Here is an 18,732-nt window from a genome sequence, read left to right as displayed (position 1 = left end):
CATGCTTGAGATCGCAGTGGATACGGAAACCGGGCAGCGGCACCTGAGGGCGACCGACCGGGAACTCGACGGGCTCGTACGCCGCATCGGCGGGGACGGCGACAGGTTCCTCGTCGTCCAGCGGGTTCCCGACCTGCCCGACGTGTTCATCCAGGTATGGCACGAGGCCGGTGGCGTCTACACCCTGGAACACCGTGACGGCGCACCCGACCGGCACTTCCGGGCGACGCTCGATGCTCCGGAGACCGTCATCGCCGCCATGACCGGCTGGGCTCGCCGAGAGGACGGTTGGGACGCCGGCCTGGAGTGGATTCCCCTGGCCTTCGACGCACAGCCGCCCGTTCCCCCGCTGGAACTCGCTGACGAGGACCGCGCCCTGCTGGAGGGACGGCTCCGCGAAATCCTGGTCGGCGGCTATACCACCCGGGCCGAGCTGACCGAGACCGCCGAGGACTACCTGACCGACGGAGACGACCGGCCCGTCTCACGCGCGCAGGCCCGGCAGCTCGCCGACCGCATGTGGGTCGAGCGAGTGGAAGAGCAGTCCTCCTGGCAGGGCGAGACCGACCCGGAGCGCCTCAGCCGGGCCTTCACGGCGCTGGCGGCCGCAGGCATCACAGCCCGCGAGGACTTCACCTGCTGCAGCACCTGCGGGAACACGGAAATCGGCGGGGAGGGAGCGCCGGACGCCCGCGGTTTCGTCTATTTTCACACCCAGTGCACGGATGCGGCGGCCGCCGGTCATGGACTGACGCTTCTGTACGGCGGATTCGACGACTCCGCGGAGACCACGGCGGCGATCGGCCGCGAGGTCTCCGCTGCGCTGACCGCGGCCGGACTCCCGGTGGAGTGGGACGGCGACCCGGGGCAAGCCCTCACCGTCACGCCCTTGGACTGGCGCAAGCGCCTCGTGGGATAGGGGGCGTGGGCGTGCCGGGGCGATCGGGGCCATCGGGACGTCGTTCCTCTACGCCGGCGGGCTGTCCATCGAGTGTTGAACCGATCCACCTACGGTCCGGGCACCACCACCCGCACCCGTAGATGGACGGAGAATCCGTTGCGCAGACATGTCGTCACGCTGGCGCTCGCCACAGCCGGCCTGGCCGCTGCTCTCCCCACGGCCCAGGCGTCCGCCGCCACCCCGACCGGCAGTCCCGCCGCATCCGTGCCGGGCACGGCGGACAGCGGTGCCTACGCCCGGGCCACCGCCACCGACGCCCAGCAGCGTGCCTTCTGGACCGAGCACGAAAAGAACGGCACCTTACGCCAGTTCACGGGGAAGCTGACGGACTGGGAGCCGAAGGCCGAGCCGCCGCGGGCGAAGGGGCCGGACGCCGGGCGGATCGTGCAGGCGCCCGCTGTCGCGCCACAGCAGAAGGGGAAGAGCCGGCTCGCGGCCGGCTCCCCGGGCGAGACCGCGCTGCGTGCCACCACCGGCCGCATCCGGATGGCCTGGACCGACGACGAAGGGGTCAGGTGGAGCGGCTCCTGCACGGGCAACGTGATCGCCAGCGACAGCAAGGACGTCGTCGCCACGGCGCGCCACTGCATCCCCCACGACAAGCAGGGCCGGATCATCTCCGAGGCGCAGTACGAGTTCACCCCGGGCTACTCCAAGGACGCCGACGGCACCGAGCACGCCCCGTACGGCAAGTGGACCTTCCGCTCCGTCGGTGTCGTCAGCGACAGCACCAACCAGCAGTCCAGCGACACCGCGTTCCTGGCGCTCAACACTCAGAACGGCACCCACGTCCAGGACAAGGTCGGTGCCTCCGGCCACCGGTTCGGGATCACCTCCCTGCCGAACCGGGTGGTGATCGCGGGGATACCCGCCAATTCCAACCAGTTTCACACCTGCGTGAGGCAGCCGTACTGGGGTCCGGACAACCCACCGCAGATCCTGGGCCGTGGCGGACCCTGCACTGGTGAGACCGAGCTCTCCGCAGGCGCGAGCGGCGGCCCCCTCCTCGACGGTGACACCTTCGACAGCGGCCCCGTCCAGATCGGCGACTTCTCCGGCAGCGTCTCCTGGGGCGACGCGGCTTCCGCGGTCTGGCGCGAGGCGGCCCTCGCCGTCTTCCGCTCCGTGCAGGGCACGGACGGCGGCCGGCCGGGCCACGACAAGGTCACGACCTTGACGAACACGAACAACAACCTGGCCGATCTCTACGCCTACCGCACGAACAGCGGCGCACCCGTCCACGCCTACCACGCCACCGGTGGCCAGAACCAGCAGTGGCGCCTGTGGGACAAGGGCAACGGCTACTTCCTCATCGAGAACCGCTACACCGAGCAACAGGGCCTCACCGGGCCCGAAGCCCGCGTCCTCGACTACAACTTCTCCAACGGCACCGCCTGGTCCCACCGGGTGAACAGCAACGGCGGCTCCGACAACCAGCTCTGGCGGTTCCGCGCCACCACCGGCCGCCCCGGCTGGTACACGATCCGCAGCAAGCAGGGCGACCAGTGCCTGGACGCCCCCGCAGGCGAGGGCCCGCTGACGGTCGCCTCCTGCGCCACCGCGGACGGCCTCGACTCCCAGCAGTGGAAGCTCCAGTAGCGGAGCGCTACTCCCTTGGCCGCACACGTACGGGTCCGGTAGCGCCCGGACCCCCGCTTACGCCAACGCCGTTCGTCTGCAGCGGCGTTCTCTCCTCATCCTCCTCATGCTCGCCATCCTCACCGAAAGGCCCGTTCATGCGCATTCGCAACCTCTCGATCGCGGCCGCCGTGCTGGCGTCCGCCGCCGGTCTCACCGGTGGCCTCACCGCCACGGCGGCCCACGCCGCCGCCGAACCCCTGCCGGAATCCGGCGGCACCTACCGGATATCCAGCCACGCAGGCGGGGCCCTGCAGTGGGACGGCCCCCGCAACGGCGCGGGCGTGCGCGTCAAGGACTGGAACGAGGGCCTGACCGAACAGACCTGGACCGTCACCGACGACGGCACCGGCAGCTGGAGCGTCAGAATCCCCCGTACCACCTACGCCGTCGACCGCGACCTGGGCAACAACTCCGTCGCCGCCTGGAACGACATCGGCAGACCCAACCAGCGATGGTGGCTGCAGAATCTCCCCGACAGCCGCGCCTGGCTGCTGCACAGCGGCGACCGCACCGGCGGCGACACCTGCCTGACCCGTCTCCCCGACCTGGGCACCGCGGCCCGCCCCTGCAACGCCGGCGACAAGGCCCAGCAGTGGAACCTCGACAAGGTCACCGCCCAACCGCCCACGCCTGCCGTCCCCGTCACGCTGCAGATGGTCGACTCCGGCGGCTACGACCCGAACGCCCTGCGCTCCTGGTTCGACAGGAGCAGAGGTCTCCTCCAGGACCAGTACGGGAAGATCAAGCAATTCATGACCGGCGGCGCGTACGAGGTGAAGCCCGGCATCAACGTCGTCTTCGACGCCGGGCACCCCAGCTTCCAGGGCCCCGGCGTCGCGGCTGTCTTCGAGCCGAACGCGCAGCCCAAGTACAACAACGAGAAGTCGATCATTCTCCGCCCCGACTACGTGATGAAGAACCCGGGCGACACCGGATCGCTCATCCATGAACTCACCCACCAGGTGCAGGACGCCGCCAACGGGAGCTGGCTGAACGAGGGCCAGGCGGACTACTACCGCAAGTACGTCTTCAACGTGAAGGAGAAGCCGGGCGTCGACCGGATCCGCGGCACGGACTACAGCCGCGGCTACGACTCCACCGCCTTCCTGCTGAACTACATCGCCCACAAGCACCCGGCGGGCGAGAACGTCATCCAGAGGATCAACAACGAGGTGCGGCGGCAGGGCTTCGGCGCCGACGGCGACCGCGTGCTGACCATGATCACGGGCAAGGGCGGCCGGCAGTGGTGGAACGAGATGTGGAACGACATCCAGGCCAACCCGACCCGGTGGACCAACCCCGGCTTCCATGACTGATCAGGGCCTCTTCGGCTGATTCCGGAGGCAGAGAAGGGCCAGGGCTGGCCGCCCGCGACGTGTGTCGCGTAGCGGACGGACGGCCGCCCCTGGCCCTTCGCCCGGATCGTGGTGACGGCTTGCAAGAGGGCCGGTGAGCCGTGGCCGTCTGTGGGTGCCGGCCCCTGGGCGATGCCGACCTGGCCGGAATCCGGACTCTGCGGTGGGTCGGAATCTCTGCAAGGGCCCGTCGTACTCCTCTACGGTGGGCGGGAGACCCGGGAGGCAGACGTGGACGTCGTGCAGGCCAAGCACCGCTCGCCCATCGGAGATGACGGGCATCAGCCCAACCGGCCCGTCCCTCCGCCCCCGCCACCTCCGCCGGCCCCGGAGAAGAAGTAACCACTGGTCGTGAAGACCTCGCCGGCTGCGCCCGCCGCTCACGTCGACCGGCTGCTGGCCGACGTCACCCGGCTCCTGGGACGTCAGCTGCCGCCCGAGTACGAGCGCGCGCTGCGTACGGTCCCGCGGCACCTGTTCCTGCCCGATCGCCTGTGGCTGCGCGACGGCGAAGGCGGCTACCGGCCCTGCGACCGTTCGGCGGACCCGGACGGGTGGCTCACCGCGGCCTACACCGACACCCCGCTGGTCACCCGGTTCACCGACGGACTCCCCTCGTCGTCGGCATCCATGCCCTCCATGGTGCTGCGCACTCTGCTGCTGGCCGGAATCGGCGACGCCGGAAGTGAAGCCCGGCCGCCGAGGGTGCTGGAACTGGGCACCGGAACGGGTTTCAACGCCGCCCTCCTGTGCGCGATTCTGGGCGACGACGCGGTCAGCACGGTCGAACTGGACCCGGTGCTCGCCGCACGGGGAGAGCGGAACCTGGAAGCCGCAGGCTTCGCACCGGCGGTCTCCTGCGGTGACGCGGCCGCCGGGTGGCCCCCCGGAGCGCCGTACGAGCGCGTGGTTGCGACGTTCTCCGTCGACCGGGTCCCGCCGGCCTGGGTGGAGCAGACCGTGCCCGGCGGACGCATCGTCACGCCGTGGACCTCGGCTTGGTGCCGCTACGGGACCCTTGCGCTGACGGCCGGCCGGGACGGCACCGCGCACGGCCGGTTCCACGCCTTCGCCTCCTTCATGCCCATGAGGCGCCCCTGCCAGGACACGGCGTGCCCTGCAACAGCACCCGCCCAGCACAAGGGAGTGACGAGCCTGTCACCCTGGCTGGTCGCGGGCGGAGATCTCGACGCCGAGTTCCACCTCGGCCTTGCCGTCCCCGGTGCGTCCTTCGCCTGGGACACCAGCGGCGAGCACGTTCCTGCCCGCCTGCACATCGCCGACGACGAAGGACCGTCCTGGGCGGCTGTGGACTACGACGGCCGCAGCGCCGACCGGTTCACGGTGATCCAGGCGGGCCCGAGGCTGCTCTGGGACGAGATCACCGCCGGATACACCCACTGGCAGACGCTCGGGCGCCCCCGCATCGGCCAGTACAGGCTCAGTGTGAACACCGCCGGTGATCACACCGTGCAGGTGGAAACGGGATGCGGCAATTCCGGGATCACCATCCCGGAGCAGCTGAGCCGGCCGAGCCGGCTGAATCGGCCGAGCCCTTGAGCGTGCCCCACGGCACCTCCGACGTGACAGTGTCACCGGCTGATCGCGGCCACGCTCGGCGGCGGCCCCCGGGGCTCTCTTCCCAGGCTCTCTTCCCGGGTGAGGAGGCGGCGGACGCCCGCGCACCAGCCTTGTGCCGTACGCGCCGGCGGGACGGCCGGTCGCTCAGCCGAACATCACGCTGTGCGGATCGGCGCCGGCGAAAGTCATCGATGTGTTCGGCTGCATCGTCAGGCGCGATCCCTCACAGCCGTGCTCGGCGAACACTGTCGCCTTGGCGTTCGTGCGGTTGGCGGCGCTCTTGGCCCCACTGATCAACAGGAAGCACTCGCCGTTCTGGGGGTTGTGCAGAACGAAACTGTCCCCGTTCACATTGACGTAGGTGAAGTCCCCGGAGGCGGCCTGGGCGCTGGTGGACAATCCGGTGAACAGTGCGAGAGCGGCGCCGATGGTCACGGCCGTCCGGACGACGTTCCTCAGTGACTGCATGACAGTTCCCCCATGGTTGCCTGCTGGTACGGATCCCCCGATCACCACAAGAGTCGTATATTCCGACCAATTCTTGAAGGGTCGGGAGCTATTGCCACCCGAACGGATTACCGCATAGTCGGGTTCGGGCTGGAGGCCGGGGCCGGGTCCGACCCCCGGGGCACGGCATCGCAGAATATGGCCTCGTGATCCGAGTCAAGAAGAAAACCGGCCTTGCCCTGGCCCGCATTGCCGGGCTGGCTGTCCTCGTGCCTTTGGCGGCCGGCTGTGGTGGCGGGACGGACGAGTCGCCGCTGGGCACCGTTCACCAGGACCGTCCCCCAGCCTACGAACCCGGGCGCCCGAACCCGGTGGACCGCATCGAGGGCCCCCTCGAAGTCCGTCGCGGCGAGCGCTTCTCGATAGCGATGCGTGAGAACATCTCGGCCCGGCAGAACTGGAACGTCTCCGGCTCGGGCCCGGACGAGGCTGTCGTACGGTCCAAGGGGACGAGCACTCATCAGACGGCGAAGGAGAAGGAAGCCGTCGGTGCCGGATACACCAAGTACTTCACCTTCGAAGCGGCCGGCCCCGGGACCGCCACGATTGTGCTGGCCAACGATTGTGGGACGGACCCGGCTCGCGGCTGCTACTCGGCCGGTCTGCCGCGCACCGTCACGTACCGCGTGTCCGTCCGCTGAGGCCCCGAGGGTGCACCTGTTCGACGACGGCAGGGGCTCCGCCCACGTCCGGCACGGTGCGCTGCAGCCGCCACCGGACGGGCTCGCGCTCCGTCGCGGAGGGGCCCGTCCTGTCCCGTCCCGGGGCGGGGTGTGTCAGTGGTCCGGGGACTGGGGCTGGTCGTCCTCCGGGCCCTTCGGTTCCGGGGCCTCCAGGGATTCGCGGCAATCGGGGTTGTGGCAGCGGCGGGGAGTCCACACGGGTACGAAGATGCCGAAGGTCTTGTGCCGCCTTTTGATCCGCATGGTCAGGGGCTGTTTGCAGACCGGGCAGAGGATTTCTCCCTGAGGGCCGGTCTCGTGCTGGACTTTACTCATTCTTCAACCATGGATCCTGTGGTCGGAGCAGGGCAGGGGCAGGCCGTGAGAGCGGCAGGCACCGAGTCAGGGTGCCGGGCGGGGTGGATCGCCCGGACCTTGGTCCTGCCGTACGCGTGCGCTGTCGTCGGACCAGGGAGCATCGGGGGGAGTCGCATCGGGCGGGGAGGCCGCCTCCTCGTCCGGCGCCGTGGTCGCGTGGGGCGTGGCGGGGCGGCGCAGGCTGAGGACGACGGATCCGGCCAGGACGACGACGATGACCGCCAGGCTGATGGGGGAGGGGATCTCCGGGATGTCGGGGCTGATCATCTTGTGGGATGCCTGGAGGATGAGCTTGACGCCGATGAAGGCGAGGATGATCGCCAGGCCTTTGCTCAGGTAGTGGAAGCGGTCCAGGAGGCCGGCGAGCATGAAGTACAGGGCCCGCAGGCCGAGGATGGCGAAGGCGTTGCTGGTGTAGACGATGAAGGCGTCGTCGCTGACGGCGAGGACGGCGGGGACGCTGTCGACGGCGAAGATCAGGTCGGCGGCCTCGATCGCGGCGACCACCGCGAGCAGCGGGGTGGCCATGTGCTTGCCGGCTTCCTTGACGAAGAACTTCATGCCGGCGTACTCGTCCCTGACCGGCATGATTTTGCGGAGCAGCCGCACGGCGAAGCTCTTGCCCGGGTCGAAGCTCTCCTCCTCGTCCTTGAGGAGTTTGTAGGTGCTGTAGAAGAGGATGGCGGCGAAGACGTACAGCACCGCGGTGAAGCGGCTGACCACGGCGACGCCGAGGGACAGGAAGACCGCGCGGAAGACCAGCGCGCCGATGACGCCGAAGAACAGCACGCGGTGCTGATAGGCGCGGGGCACCTTGAAGTAGGCGAAGATCACGGCGAAGACGAACAGGTTGTCCACCGACAGGCTCTTCTCCAGCAGCCACGCGGTGGTGTACTCCGTCCCGGCTGTCGTGCCGAGGACGAGGAAGACGACGGCGCCGAAGGCCAGGGCGAGGCCCACCCACAGGCCGCTCCAGGCCGCGGCTTCCTTGAAGCCGATGACGTGCGCCGAACGGTGGGCCAGGAGGTCCACCGCCAGCGACACGACCACCGTCGCGGCGAACGCCCCCCAGAGCCAGAACGGAACCTCAAGCACGCTGGTCACTTCCCTGGTGGCCCGCACTCGCGCGCGGACCTTATAAGGAGTTTGCGGTATTTTGCTCCACTGGGCGACCCGGGAACGCGGATCTGGGCCTCACCGGCACGCGGGCGAACACATTGCGGATCTTTCTGCTCACGCTGCGGTCACCGCCTCCGGGTGCCTGACCCGCACCGCTTCCGTTCCCTGTTCGTTGTGGCGCGCCGCCCAGGTTTCCAGGGCGGTGCGGCAGGCATGGTCGAGGTGGCGGACCTGTGAGAGGTCGAGTTCGATCGGTCGGTCCTGGGGCAGGGCTTCCAGGGTCTCCAGGAGGCGGGGCAGGCGCAGGAAGGTGGCGTGGCCCGCGACGGCGACGACGATGCCTCCATTGGCCGGCTCCCGGATGTCGAGATGGAGGGCCGAGGTGTCCCAGGCCGACTTGGCGACGGCGAGGAACAAGCCCAGCACCACGCCTTCGAACATGCTGGTGGTGACGATGGCGATGGCTGTGATGCCCAGAACGACGGCCTCGCCGCGGTGCTCGCGCCACAGCGGGACGAGTTCCTTGAACGGCACCAGCTTGCAGCCGGCGTGGACCAGGACGCCCGCCAGCGCCGCCAGTGGGATGATCCCGACCGCCGCCGGCAGCAGCACGGCGAAGAGCAGCAGCCACGCGCCGTGCAGGATGCGGGAGCGCTTGGTCTTGGCGCCGGCCTGGACGTTGGCCGAGCTGCGGACGATGACGGCGGTCATGGGCAACGCGCCCAGGATGCCGCAGACGGTGTTGCCGACGCCTTGCGCCATGAGTTCTTTGTCGTAGTGGGTGCGCGGGCCGTCGTGCATGCGGTCGACCGCGGCGGCGCTGAAGAGGGATTCCGCCGAGGCGATGAGGGTGAAGGCCAGGACCGTGCCGAGGACGCCGATGCCGCCGAGAGCGGTGAGGTCGTTCAGGGCCGGTGGCTGGATGGCGTCGATCAGGCCCTTTACTTCCACGTTGGCGATGTCGAGGCCGCCCAGGGCCGTGACCGCCGTGGCCAGGGCTACGGCCACCAGCGGGCCGGGGAGCACCCGGGCCTTCGCCGGGGCCTTCTTCCACAGAACCAGGACGACCATGGTGCCCGCGCCGACCGCGAAGGCGGTCAGGGCGGTGCGGTCCGTGGCGATGTCCGCGATCAGGCCAGGGATGCCGACGATCTTGTCGACGCCGGAGCGGGGTTGCTTGATGCCCGCCATGGTGTAGAGCTGGCCGAAGACGAGGACGAGTCCGATGCCGGCGAGCATGCCCTGCACGACGGCCACGGAGATCGCCCGGAACCAGCGGCCGAAGCGCACGGCGCCCAGGGCTATCTGGGCCAGGCCGGTGGCCAGGACGATCGCTCCGAGGACGCCGAGGCCGAATTCCTGGACGGCTTCGAAGACCAGGACGGTCAGCCCGGCGGCGGGGCCGCTGACTTGGAGGCTGCTGCCGGGCATGGCGCCGACGACAAGGCCGCCGACGATGCCCGTGATCAGCCCGAGTTCGGCCGGCACGCCCGAGGCGACGGCTATGCCCACGCACAAGGGCAGGGCCACCAGGAACACGACGAGCGAAGCCAGGACGTCACGCCTCAGGCCTACAGGGTCTTGGGGAGTGGGCAGCATGATGAGGCTCCTCGCGCGACGGAAAGCGGGGCCGGGGCAGCCCGTGAGAGGGGCGGACGCAGGAGCACGGCGGCGGGTGGCCCCTCCTTGCCGTGTGCGTAGCGCCGCCTCAGGGCAGACGCGCCAACAGCTGGGCTTTCTCAGACGTTTTCGGCCACCCCTTTGCCAAGAGATTACCTGACGGCTGTAGGTAATGGACCGGTCAAGTAACGCCCTGGGAAAGGTAATTGGCGTAGTGGGGGCAGTATGCGCCCCCGGCGTACGCCCTTGAGCCGTGGAGGTCATAGCGCGCCGCTCCGGGCCGGGGCCTCGTATCCGGAAGAGCCTGACAGGCTGTGCCACGACGAAGCAGGCCGACTCGATGCGAACGGCGCATAGGGTGCCGTTGGCCGGGTGGTGAACGGGCTCGGCGAGAAGGGGGCGGTGGTATGGGCGACATACCGGGTGCACGCGAGGAGCTGGACCGGCTGGGACGAGCCCTGCGCACGCAACTGGTCGAGCTGATCAACGACCTGACCCCCGGCAGCGACCTGCGCCTGCTGTTTCTCGACGAGCCGGGGGTCGTCGACTGGCATGAACCGCTCCGCTACCAGTACTGGACCGGCTCCTTCAGCGGCGAGCGTCCCGCGCATGCCAGTGCCGCCGGCATCGCATCGCGCGCGGCAGCCCTCCTCGGCTCGGCGGGCTGGGAGACCACCACAGCTCAGGAGGACGCCGGTGGCAGGAACCGGTCCGTGGTCACCGGCCGCCGTGACGGCTGCAGCATCGAGATCCGCGTGGGCGACCACGGATCCATCGTGTACTTCGGCGGCCGGACACCGGCGATGGCCTTGTACGAGACGGAGGAGTTTCGATGGCCGGAGCCGGCGCGCACAGCCGCGACCGTCACGCCCGGATACGTGCTGTGCTACGAGTGCGACGGTCTGGGGTGGTGCCCCGGATGCGGGGGACGCGGCTGGGTGCACGACGAGGTCCGCGGGCGGAAGAACTGCTCCGCATGCCACCGTGACCGCGTCTGCCTGATCTGCCGGGGCGCGGCGCAGCTCGCGATATCTCTGCTGTCGCCGTACCAGCGGGGCTACTACCCCGAATCGGGCTAGCTCGTTCTCCGGCGGAAGACAGGCTCGTTCTCCGGCGGAAGACAGGTGGTCCTGATGCCGGGCGGGGCCTCAACGCCGCGCGTGGCGGATTCCGATGTCAACCACCGGATGCTCGATGACCGCCCGGGACAGATCCAGGTGCACCCTTCCGAATGCGGATGTGACCTTGAGGGCCCGAGGTACCCGCCATACGCCGCGCCGCTTGATCCGTCCGCCGGCGGCGGCAATCGTGGACGATGAGCCTGTACGCTCCTCCGGAAGCGAGGCCAGAACGGGCGCAAGCTCGCTGTGCGTCTTCGCGGTGAGCGCCTGATGGAGGCGCTCGTCCATCTCCTCGTGCGAGATGTGCCCTTCGGCGTACGCCGGCTGCACGCGCTGCACGGCAGTGTCGCGGTCGCCTTCGCCGAACCGTGGCGGTGGGTCTTCCGGCAGAGAAGTCACCGTCTCACTCTAATGCCGCGCAGGCGATGCGAACGCGCCAAGGTCCTTGGCGGGCAAGGCATTCGACGGGAAGGTGGGTGTGCTGTCTGCGCGTGACGCCCGTGCCGGTCGAAGACCGGCCCGGGGCGTCTTTCTACTGCCTCACCACTTGTCGATGCCCATGGTCTTCGCCGCACTGTGAATCGCGTTGTAGTGCGGGATCGACATGTCGGACTTCTTGTCCTTCGGCGGCAGCTTGCGGTCGGTCTGCCGGAATTCGTCGCGGGCGGCGGCCAGCAGGCTGGTGCCGTAGCTGACGGGCACGTCGTCCTTTCCGTGGATGGGGTGCGACTTGGCCGCCGTCTGGCTGCCGGCGTTGGCCAGGGTGCTGCGGGCCTGGTTGTACGCCGCCGCCTTGACCGTCTTCGGATTCGGTGCCACTGCATGTGCGCCGGCCACGACATGAGCGTCGACGACGCCGACGGCGGCGGAAGCGGGGGCAACGGCGGTGGCGATGGCTCCGGCCGCAACTGCTGCGGCGAGCCCGGTCCGTACGAGGAGCTTCATGGGAGAGCCTTCCCTATTCGACAGAGGATTCGGATCTTGCGAGAGGAGACTGTCCTGTACGGATCATGTAATAAACGATCAAATCCGGCCTTGCTCGCCTTGCCTGCCGGTCAAAGACTTCGGCGTGCGTGAGGGCCGGGAGCCGCATTCCGGGCCGGGTGGGGAGTGCTGGGGGGTGCTCTGTGCGTTCCTGCCGGGCTGCACTCGGAGAGTGGCGACCCCCGTACGATGTTGATCATGTCTACGACAAACCGACGCCGGGTCGCCGTGGCCGCGGCGGCCTTGATGACGCTGTTCGGTGCGGGTGCGGCAGGGTGCGCGTCCGGTGAAGGGGCGTCGGAGGAGGCGCCGAAGGCGCAAGCGTCCCCGCAGCGGAAGGCGGAGGAAGGCCTGGTCGGCATCCTGGTGGCGGGGCGACCGGTCACCGTCGCGGCGGAGGTCGGCCGGGACGCCGTGCGGTCGACGGCGGAGGCGTTCGGCTTCAACTAGAAGCAGCTGGACGTGCCGGTGCGGGCCGTGGAAAGCACCTTCGGCGACGGGGAAGCGGAGGCGACGCCGCTGCAGATGGCGAGGGTGATGGCGGTCATCGGAAACGGCGGCAAGCAGATCGGCCCGCGGCTGATGGACCGGATAGTGCACGGTGACGGCAGCGTCGAGAAGCCGAATGCCCACGCGGCGGCAGGCCGGCAGGTGCTCAAGTAGGAGACGGCGGCTCAGCTACATTCGGCGCTGGCGTCCGGGCAACTGGCGACCCGAACAGACAAGGAGTCGTGGTCCGTGGCCCTCCTGCGCACGGCGGACGACCGCCTGCTGGGGGTGGCGGTACGGGCGGACGGATCCGGCCCCGGCGGCACGGTCCCGTCGGCACCGGTCACCGACCGTATGGTGAAGGCGGCTACCGGTTGACCACCGACTCGACCATGGGTTCGTCTGGTGCCACCGACGGCGGACGGGTCCTTGCGGCGCCGGGAAATTCCGGGCGCCGCAAGGACCCGAAGGTGTTGCATGGAGCCGGTCGTAGAACTGCTCCGCAGGCCGGCGGTTTTGCAATTTCTGCATCCTCACGGATGTCTCATGCCAGCCGCTTCCCCATGCGTGCCGACGCCGCTTCCCTGTCTTTCGTGTGCCACCACTCGAACAGATTAGTCCGCACGAGAAGCTCCAGGGTGCGCATGGAGACTTCGTGCAGATTGCCACTGACAAGACCTGCGTCGGGACCGCCGTATTGCAGCGAAACTCGCCAGAGTTCTCCCGAAACGCGCACGTCAAGTTCGACGAGCAGCTTCGGATGAACGGCGGGTACGCGTAGTTCCAGGACTTCGATAGGGATGCCCGGTCCCTGCCGCTGAATTCCCAGAATCCCTTGGCTCAGCTTGCGGGTCACCTGCTCGGACGTGGCCATGCGCCCACCTCAGCACTTCGCTGTACCGCCTGTCTCCGCCGACGCCGCGAACGTGTACTCTTCTACGGCGGTGATGATTCCCTGGGGGCTTGTACTGCCGTGGTCACCACTGTACGGCCCCTGGTTGAAGACCACTTTGAAGTTCTTGATCGGCCGGTGACATCCTGTAGGTTTCGGGTATCGGTGATAGACCCCGGTCGACGTCTGGACCCCCTTGAACAGAGTGTCCTCGATCTTGTTCTTGAAGCTTTTGCTCCAGCGCCCGTGGCCGACGATGTGGTTGTAGCCCCAACTGTCGGTGCCGCAACGGAGCAGTACCCTCTCCGGCCCGCGGTAGAAGGTGTAGACGACCTTGCGGTAGTTCTGCCGCTTGCAGGGGTTGGACGCGGTGGACTCTGCCGATTCGGTCTGTGAAACGCGGTCGGCCGCGCTGGCAGGCAGGGAACCGGCCAGAAGAAGCGTTCCGCAGAACGTTGCTGTGAGAAGGGCAGTCGACTTGCGCGAGTTTCTAGCGGTACTCATGGACACCTTGTTCTCCTGGGTTCTGTTGTCACCTGTAACTTACGGGCGTCGATTGAGCACTTCGATGGCCGCAAGTACGATCTGCACCTCCCCCGCGGGGAGGAGAACACGTAGGCCCAGTGGAGTAGACGGCGCGGAATACAGGTTCCGGTCTTGCGATGCCGGCGAGCAGGAGCGACGACGGTCGATCCATGTCCCCCGAGTCGACGAAGACCACGCATCCCGGCCGGTCGCCGGTTCGCTCGGCGGCCTGACCGACCGGGATGCCCGAGAGTCACGCCACCGGCCACGGCTCTTCCGGAGCCGTGGCCGGTGGCGTGGTGTACGCGTCGACTACGCGGTCACCGCTTGACCATGCATGCCTTGGGGGACCAGCCCTTGTGCCCGTTGTACGTGACGTAGAGCCAGTGGTTGTCCCTCTTGTGGCATGCGTCGTAACTGCCGCCCTTCTTCGTCTCGCCGCACGAGACCGTCTTGCCCTGGGGGATCGTGCCGTTGATCCCCGAATCCGTCGTGGCCTTCGCGCGTATGAGGACCTGTTCCTTGGCCTGGGCCTTGCAAGCAGCCCGAGGTGCTTCCGTGGAGGCGGAGGTGACGACGGCGGTGCTGCTGGGTGACTGGGCGGCGGCAGAGGTGGCACCGGCGGCGGGCGTGAAGCCGAGGATGCTGCCACCGGCGATCGCCGTGGCCCCAATGGTGAGGGCGAGCTTGCGCTTCATGTGATCCGTCCTTGTCGTCGTTCGGCTGAGGCCCGGCTCCCCCGTAGGCCGGGCGCAAACGACTCTGCGATGGAGGTGAGTTGACCGAAAGCGCAGCTCGAAGACGTCAATCAATCCGGACAACGGTGTGTGGGCATGGCGCTGGATCTGGGCGCACCATCCGCGGGGCAGATCCGGTGGCGGAGCTGGGGCGCGGGGCCCGGACCCTGTGAAGAGGGGCCTCTCCACGGCCTCACCAGAGCCGGGGCCGGCAATCGTCGGACCCGGCGGCCGCTCATCACCGGCACAGCTCCTTCACCGGCTGATCCGGGAGGAGCTGCGCCCATTGATGGTCCGTGCTGAGCCGGCAGACATGCGTCGCGGTGTAGTCGGCATTGGTGCTCCAGAGGCGGGCCACGTAGTCGGCGCCGCTGCTCCAGGCGCCGGCGTAGTTGGCGTCGGTGCTCCAGACGCGGGGGGCGATGCGGGGGCCGAAGGCTGCCAGGGCCTTGCCGTCAGGGGAGAAGCCGAGGGTGGGTATGCCCTCTATGATGGGACCGGTGAGTGTGGCGAGCAGGCTAGTGGTGCTGGTGCTCCACAGCCTGACGCTGCCGTCGGTGCCGGCGGAAGCCAAAGTGCGGCCGTCGGGGCTGAAGGCGATCGCGCGGACGAAGCCGGAGTTGGCGGTGAGCGTTGCGGTGGTACGGCGGGTGGCGATGTCCCACAGACGGAGGCTGTTGCCGGTGTTGCCGATGGCCAGGGTGCGGCCGTCGGGACTGAAGGACAGGGCCATGTTGGCGTCTTCGGGGCCGGGCAGGGGTGTGCCCGTCCGTCCCGGGCCGATGGCCCACAGCCGGACAACGCCGTCGGTGCTGGCGGAGGCCAGAACGCGGCCGTCGGGCCTCAGAGCCAGTCCGGTCACCGTGTGTGCTTCGCGCAGGACGGCGGTGGTATGGCCGGTGGCGACGTCCCACACACGGATGGTGCCGTCGTTGCTGCAGACAGCCACGGTGCTCCCGTCATGAGTGATCGCCAGCTGCCGCGCGGTGCCGGTGGTTCCTCGAAGGACAGCGGCTGGCCCGCCCGTCCCGAGGTTCCATACGCGTATGGCGTCGTCGTGACCGGTCGTGGCCAGTACCTGGCCGTCACCGCTGGCCACCGACGCGGTGACGCGCTTCGGGGGATCGATGGGTGCCGGGCGCGTACGCTGCGCCGTCGTGGACCAGCGAGTCACCAGGTTGTCGTAGTCGACTGTGAAGAAGGTATGCGGGTCTGCGAAGGACGCCTGTGGCGTAATGGTGCCGGTGCGTCCGGTCAGTGCGGCTTCCGGGCGGCGTGAGGCCACGTCCCACAGGGCGGCGGTGGAGTCTTTGCCCGTGGAGGTGAGGGTGCGGCCGTCGGGGGAGAACGCGACTGCGTAGACGGGCTCCTTCACGGTCAGTGTGGCCAGAGCCTCGCGCTCCTGCGGGCTCCACAGACGAACGGTGCCGTCGATGCTCGCGCTTGCCAGGGTGCGGCCGTCGGGCGAGAACGCCACGTCCCGCACGTCGCGGGTGTGGCCGGCCAGCGTGGTGAGCAGGCGACGGGAACCTACGTCCCACAGCTTCACGCCCCCGTCGCCACCTGCAGTGGCCAGGGTGCCGCCGTCGGGGGAGAACGCCACCGTTTTGACAGCACCGGTGCTGCCGGCCAGGACGGCGAGGGTCTTGTGGGTGGAGACGTCCCACAGGCGGGTTGTGCGTCCGTTGTCCGCGCTGGCCAGCGTGCGGCCGTCCGGCGAGAACGACAGGCGCACCACTGCATCGGTGTGGCCGGTCATGGTGGCGCGTTCCCGGCGCGTGCGGACGTCCCACAGGCGCACCGTGCGATCGCTGCCGGCGCTGGCCAGGGTGCGGCCATCGGGGGAGAACGCGACGCTTTCGGCCATGTTCGTGTGGCCGGTGAGGGTGGCGAGGAGGCGATGGGAAGGGGCGTCCCACAGTTTGATGCTGCGGTCGTTGCCAGCGGTGGCCAGGGTGCGGCCGTCTGGGGAGAACGCGACCGTGTTGACGATATCGGTGTGGCCGGTCAGGGTCGCCAGGAGGCGATGGGAGTGCGTGTCCCAGAGCTTGACGCTGTGGTCGAAGCTTGCCGTGGCCAGGGTGCGGCCGTCCTGTGCAAAGGCCGCGTCGGTCACCGGCTTGGCGTGTCCGGTGAACTGGTTGGCGTAAAAGCGAGCGTGAGCGCTCAGAAGACTGCCGCGCGCTTCGGCGGTGGCGGCGTGCCGGTATGCCTTGAGAGCGAGAATCATGGCCGCCTCAGGGCGCTGTTCGCTCAGCCGGTCGGCGCGGGCGGCGAGTTCGCGGGACACGGCCAGGCGGCGCTGAGTGTCGGCAGCGGCCGTCTTCTGAACGGCTATGGCTGTCGCAGCCAGGGCCAGGATCAGCAGGATGCTGAGGGCTGTCACGAGCTGATGGGTGTGGCGAGTGCTCCGATGCGCAGCCGCGGTGCTGGTGCTCAGGAACTCCGCCTCTTGGCTGTTGAGTGCCTCCGGGTGGCCTTCAGCCCATTCCCGGGCCGCCGCCAGCTGCATACCGCGGTACAGCGCACCCGCAGCACATCCCAGCTCGTGCCACGTGCGGGCAGCAGTGGTGAGCCGGTGGTGGGTGCGCAGCGCATCGCGGTCGTCGTGGAGCCAGCGCTGCAGCCGCGGCCAGGCCCGGATCACGGCCTCGTGAGCCACCTCGACAGTGCCGTGGGAGAGCACGACCAGCCGGGCCGCAGTGAGTCGCCGCAGCACTACGTCGACGGCTTGTGGTTCCGCGAGCCCGTCCAGTTCCGCACGGGCGAGGCGGCGGCGGGTGTCTTCGGTGCCTTCGCCGAGCGCGGTCAGTCGCAGGAACACCGCTCGGATGACGTCCTGTTGGGCGCGGTCTGCCGCGCCGTACACGCGCTCGGCGGTCTGCGCAACAGCGCTCCGCATACCGCCGGTGGCGCGATAGTCCTCCAGCCTCAAGGCGGCCCCCGGGCGCCGGCCCCAGGTCTCCCTCATGGCATGGGCGACCAGCGGCAGCGCGCCGGGCTGATCGGCCGCCTCGCCCAGCACTGCCTCGATCAGATCCGCGTCCACGGCCACCCCCACGCGGGCCGCGGGCTCGGCAATGATCTCCCGTAACTCATCTCTGGTCGGCGGCCCTACCGGGACTTGCACACCGGCCTGAAAGGCGGCGAGCAGCCCGCTGTGCGCGAAGCACCGCGCGGTGAAATCGGCCCGGACACCGATTGCCACTCTTACGCCCGGTCGGGCCGTCCGCGCCGCCTCGGCCACCGCATCGAGAAACGCAGAGCGTTCGGCAGCGTCCGAACACAGGGTGAAGGCCTCCTCGAACTGGTCGATTGCGAGCAGTACCCGGGTATCCTCGTACTGCCCGGCCAGCCAGGCACTCAGGGCAAGCTCCAACGCTGCCGGGTCACCGGCCAGCTGCTGCCGCAGGCCCTGGGCGCCGGTACCGGTGTCGCCCAGAGCGGATACGGCGGCGGCCAGCTCCGACAGGGGCCTGGCGCCTGGTGTCAGCAGCACCGCCCGCCACCGCTGCCCGAGCTTTGGCAGAAGCCCGGCCCGCAACAGCGAGGACTTGCCACTGCCCGATGCCCCGACCACTACGGTCAACGGCTCGCACTCCACGCACCGCGACAGCGTTTTGACCAGGTCGCCGCGCCCGAAGAACCATCCGGCTTCCGTCTCGTCAAAGGCGGCCAGCCCGGGGTACGGACACGGCGCGGCCGCCTCCGGCGTTGCGCGCAGGCCTTGGCCGCCGCCCGCCAGCGCGCTTCCCACTCGCCGCGGTCCCCGCCGCACGCCTGCGCGTAAGCGAGCACGACCCCCAGCTGCGGCAGTCGTTCGCCCTTCGCGGCCTCCGACAATGTGCTGGGGGAGTAGTTGGCTGCCTTCGCCAGAGCGCGGTAGCTCGTCACGCCCGCCCGCTCACGCAGCTGCCGCAGCTCCCATGCCAGCCGCTGCACCGGCCCCGCCTCGGGATCCACCGGCCGCTCCGGCCGCCCCAGCCGAGGCTTGCCCCGCCTTGCCTCGTCCCCTCTCGGCACCGGATCTCCCCTCAGGTTGCAACACGCAAGGCCCCTGCGCACTAATGCGTATCAACCACACCATTGTGCGAATTGATTGATGCACTTCCATGGCACTTTCGGTCAACTCGCCACCACCACAGGACCAGCGCGCGCAC

At 69.1% G+C, this 18,732-nt stretch carries 18 protein-coding genes and 2 pseudogenes; 9 read left to right on the top strand and 11 right to left on the bottom strand.

What is annotated here, in order from left to right:
• Window position 1: 1 nt before the first annotated feature.
• The 4 genes from V7793_RS00100 (at window position 2) to V7793_RS00085 (ending at window position 5,517) form a co-directional block, all read left to right on the top strand.
• Window positions 2–919, top strand: coding sequence for a DUF6891 domain-containing protein (locus V7793_RS00100; RefSeq protein ID WP_335580751.1), 918 nt, complete (start codon window positions 2–4; stop codon window positions 917–919).
• A 138-nt stretch (window positions 920–1,057) separates the two neighbouring features.
• Complete coding sequence (locus tag V7793_RS00095; RefSeq protein WP_335580750.1) at window positions 1,058–2,560, top strand: RICIN domain-containing protein; 1,503 nt, start codon at window positions 1,058–1,060, stop codon at window positions 2,558–2,560.
• Window positions 2,561–2,697: 137 nt separating this feature from the next.
• The gene (locus tag V7793_RS00090) at window positions 2,698–3,918 is read left to right on the top strand and encodes a basic secretory protein-like protein (RefSeq protein WP_335580749.1); all 1,221 of its coding nucleotides are present in this window, start codon (window positions 2,698–2,700) and stop codon (window positions 3,916–3,918) included.
• A gap of 390 nt (window positions 3,919–4,308) precedes the next feature.
• Window positions 4,309–5,517, top strand: coding sequence for a methyltransferase (locus tag V7793_RS00085; protein ID WP_335580748.1), 1,209 nt, complete (start codon window positions 4,309–4,311; stop codon window positions 5,515–5,517).
• Between the two features lie 165 nt (window positions 5,518–5,682).
• On the opposite strand, the gene V7793_RS00080 is transcribed toward V7793_RS00085, so the two are convergent.
• Window positions 5,683–5,973, bottom strand: a complete 291-nt coding sequence (locus V7793_RS00080) for a hypothetical protein (RefSeq protein WP_335580747.1) — start codon at window positions 5,971–5,973, stop codon at window positions 5,683–5,685.
• Between the two features lie 218 nt (window positions 5,974–6,191).
• Between V7793_RS00080 and V7793_RS00075 the strand changes: the two genes are divergently transcribed.
• Window positions 6,192–6,686 (top strand): protease inhibitor I42 family protein, encoded by a 495-nt coding sequence (locus V7793_RS00075; RefSeq protein ID WP_335580746.1) that lies wholly within the window; start codon window positions 6,192–6,194, stop codon window positions 6,684–6,686.
• 135 nt (window positions 6,687–6,821) lie between these two features.
• Here the strand turns inward: V7793_RS00075 and V7793_RS00070 are convergent, their stop codons facing one another.
• From V7793_RS00070 to V7793_RS00060, 3 genes are all read right to left on the bottom strand, one after another.
• A complete protein-coding gene (locus V7793_RS00070; RefSeq protein WP_335580745.1) occupies window positions 6,822–7,043 on the bottom strand; it encodes a hypothetical protein in 222 nt (73 codons plus the stop codon).
• A 66-nt stretch (window positions 7,044–7,109) separates the two neighbouring features.
• A complete protein-coding gene (locus tag V7793_RS00065; RefSeq protein ID WP_335580744.1) occupies window positions 7,110–8,180 on the bottom strand; it encodes a TerC family protein in 1,071 nt (356 codons plus the stop codon).
• 138 nt (window positions 8,181–8,318) lie between these two features.
• Window positions 8,319–9,803: a SulP family inorganic anion transporter gene (locus V7793_RS00060; RefSeq protein WP_335580743.1), complete on the bottom strand. Its 1,485-nt coding sequence runs from the start codon at window positions 9,801–9,803 to the stop codon at window positions 8,319–8,321.
• A 428-nt stretch (window positions 9,804–10,231) separates the two neighbouring features.
• Here V7793_RS00060 and V7793_RS00055 point away from each other — a divergent pair, with 428 nt between their 5' ends.
• The gene (locus V7793_RS00055; RefSeq protein ID WP_335580742.1) at window positions 10,232–10,903 is read left to right on the top strand and encodes a hypothetical protein; all 672 of its coding nucleotides are present in this window, start codon (window positions 10,232–10,234) and stop codon (window positions 10,901–10,903) included.
• Between the two features lie 84 nt (window positions 10,904–10,987).
• Here the strand turns inward: V7793_RS00055 and V7793_RS00050 are convergent.
• A pseudogene (locus tag V7793_RS00050) lies at window positions 10,988–11,344 on the bottom strand (DUF1707 SHOCT-like domain-containing protein); the annotation flags it as partial.
• Window positions 11,345–11,485: 141 nt separating this feature from the next.
• Window positions 11,486–11,890, bottom strand: a complete 405-nt coding sequence (locus V7793_RS00045) for a hypothetical protein (RefSeq protein ID WP_335580741.1) — start codon at window positions 11,888–11,890, stop codon at window positions 11,486–11,488.
• A 237-nt stretch (window positions 11,891–12,127) separates the two neighbouring features.
• Between V7793_RS00045 and V7793_RS00040 the strand changes: the two genes are divergently transcribed.
• From V7793_RS00040 to V7793_RS00030, 3 genes are all read left to right on the top strand, one after another.
• Window positions 12,128–12,379, top strand: coding sequence for a hypothetical protein (locus V7793_RS00040; protein ID WP_335580740.1), 252 nt, complete (start codon window positions 12,128–12,130; stop codon window positions 12,377–12,379).
• 12 nt (window positions 12,380–12,391) lie between these two features.
• Window positions 12,392–12,592 (top strand): penicillin-binding transpeptidase domain-containing protein, encoded by a 201-nt coding sequence (locus V7793_RS00035; RefSeq protein WP_335580739.1) that lies wholly within the window; start codon window positions 12,392–12,394, stop codon window positions 12,590–12,592.
• Between the two features lie 75 nt (window positions 12,593–12,667).
• The gene (locus V7793_RS00030; RefSeq protein ID WP_335580738.1) at window positions 12,668–12,796 is read left to right on the top strand and encodes a hypothetical protein; all 129 of its coding nucleotides are present in this window, start codon (window positions 12,668–12,670) and stop codon (window positions 12,794–12,796) included.
• Window positions 12,797–12,962: 166 nt separating this feature from the next.
• Here V7793_RS00030 and V7793_RS00025 read toward each other — a convergent pair whose 3' ends face one another.
• The 5 genes and pseudogenes from V7793_RS00025 to V7793_RS00005 form a co-directional block, all read right to left on the bottom strand.
• On the bottom strand, window positions 12,963–13,292 hold the full coding sequence (locus V7793_RS00025) for a hypothetical protein (protein WP_335580737.1): 330 nt from the start codon (window positions 13,290–13,292) through the stop codon (window positions 12,963–12,965).
• Between the two features lie 9 nt (window positions 13,293–13,301).
• Entirely contained in the window at window positions 13,302–13,814 is a 513-nt protein-coding gene (locus tag V7793_RS00020; RefSeq protein WP_335580736.1) for a hypothetical protein, read from the bottom strand.
• Between the two features lie 341 nt (window positions 13,815–14,155).
• Window positions 14,156–14,533 carry an SH3 domain-containing protein gene (locus V7793_RS00015; protein WP_335580735.1) on the bottom strand — a complete coding sequence of 126 codons (378 nt, stop codon included), beginning with the start codon at window positions 14,531–14,533 and terminating at the stop codon, window positions 14,156–14,158.
• A 277-nt stretch (window positions 14,534–14,810) separates the two neighbouring features.
• Window positions 14,811–18,329, bottom strand: coding sequence for an nSTAND1 domain-containing NTPase (locus V7793_RS00010; protein ID WP_335580734.1), 3,519 nt, complete (start codon window positions 18,327–18,329; stop codon window positions 14,811–14,813).
• Window positions 18,330–18,382: 53 nt separating this feature from the next.
• Window positions 18,383–18,466 (bottom strand): annotated as a pseudogene (locus V7793_RS00005) (hypothetical protein); the annotation flags it as partial.
• Window positions 18,467–18,732: the final 266 nt, after the last annotated feature.

The sequence above is a fragment of the Streptomyces sp. KLMMK genome, from assembly GCF_036961605.1.
Lineage (GTDB): Bacteria > Actinomycetota > Actinomycetes > Streptomycetales > Streptomycetaceae > Streptomyces > Streptomyces telluris.
The sequence above is the reverse complement of the archived record's forward strand: the minus strand, read 5'-3'. Positions and strand labels throughout refer to the sequence as shown.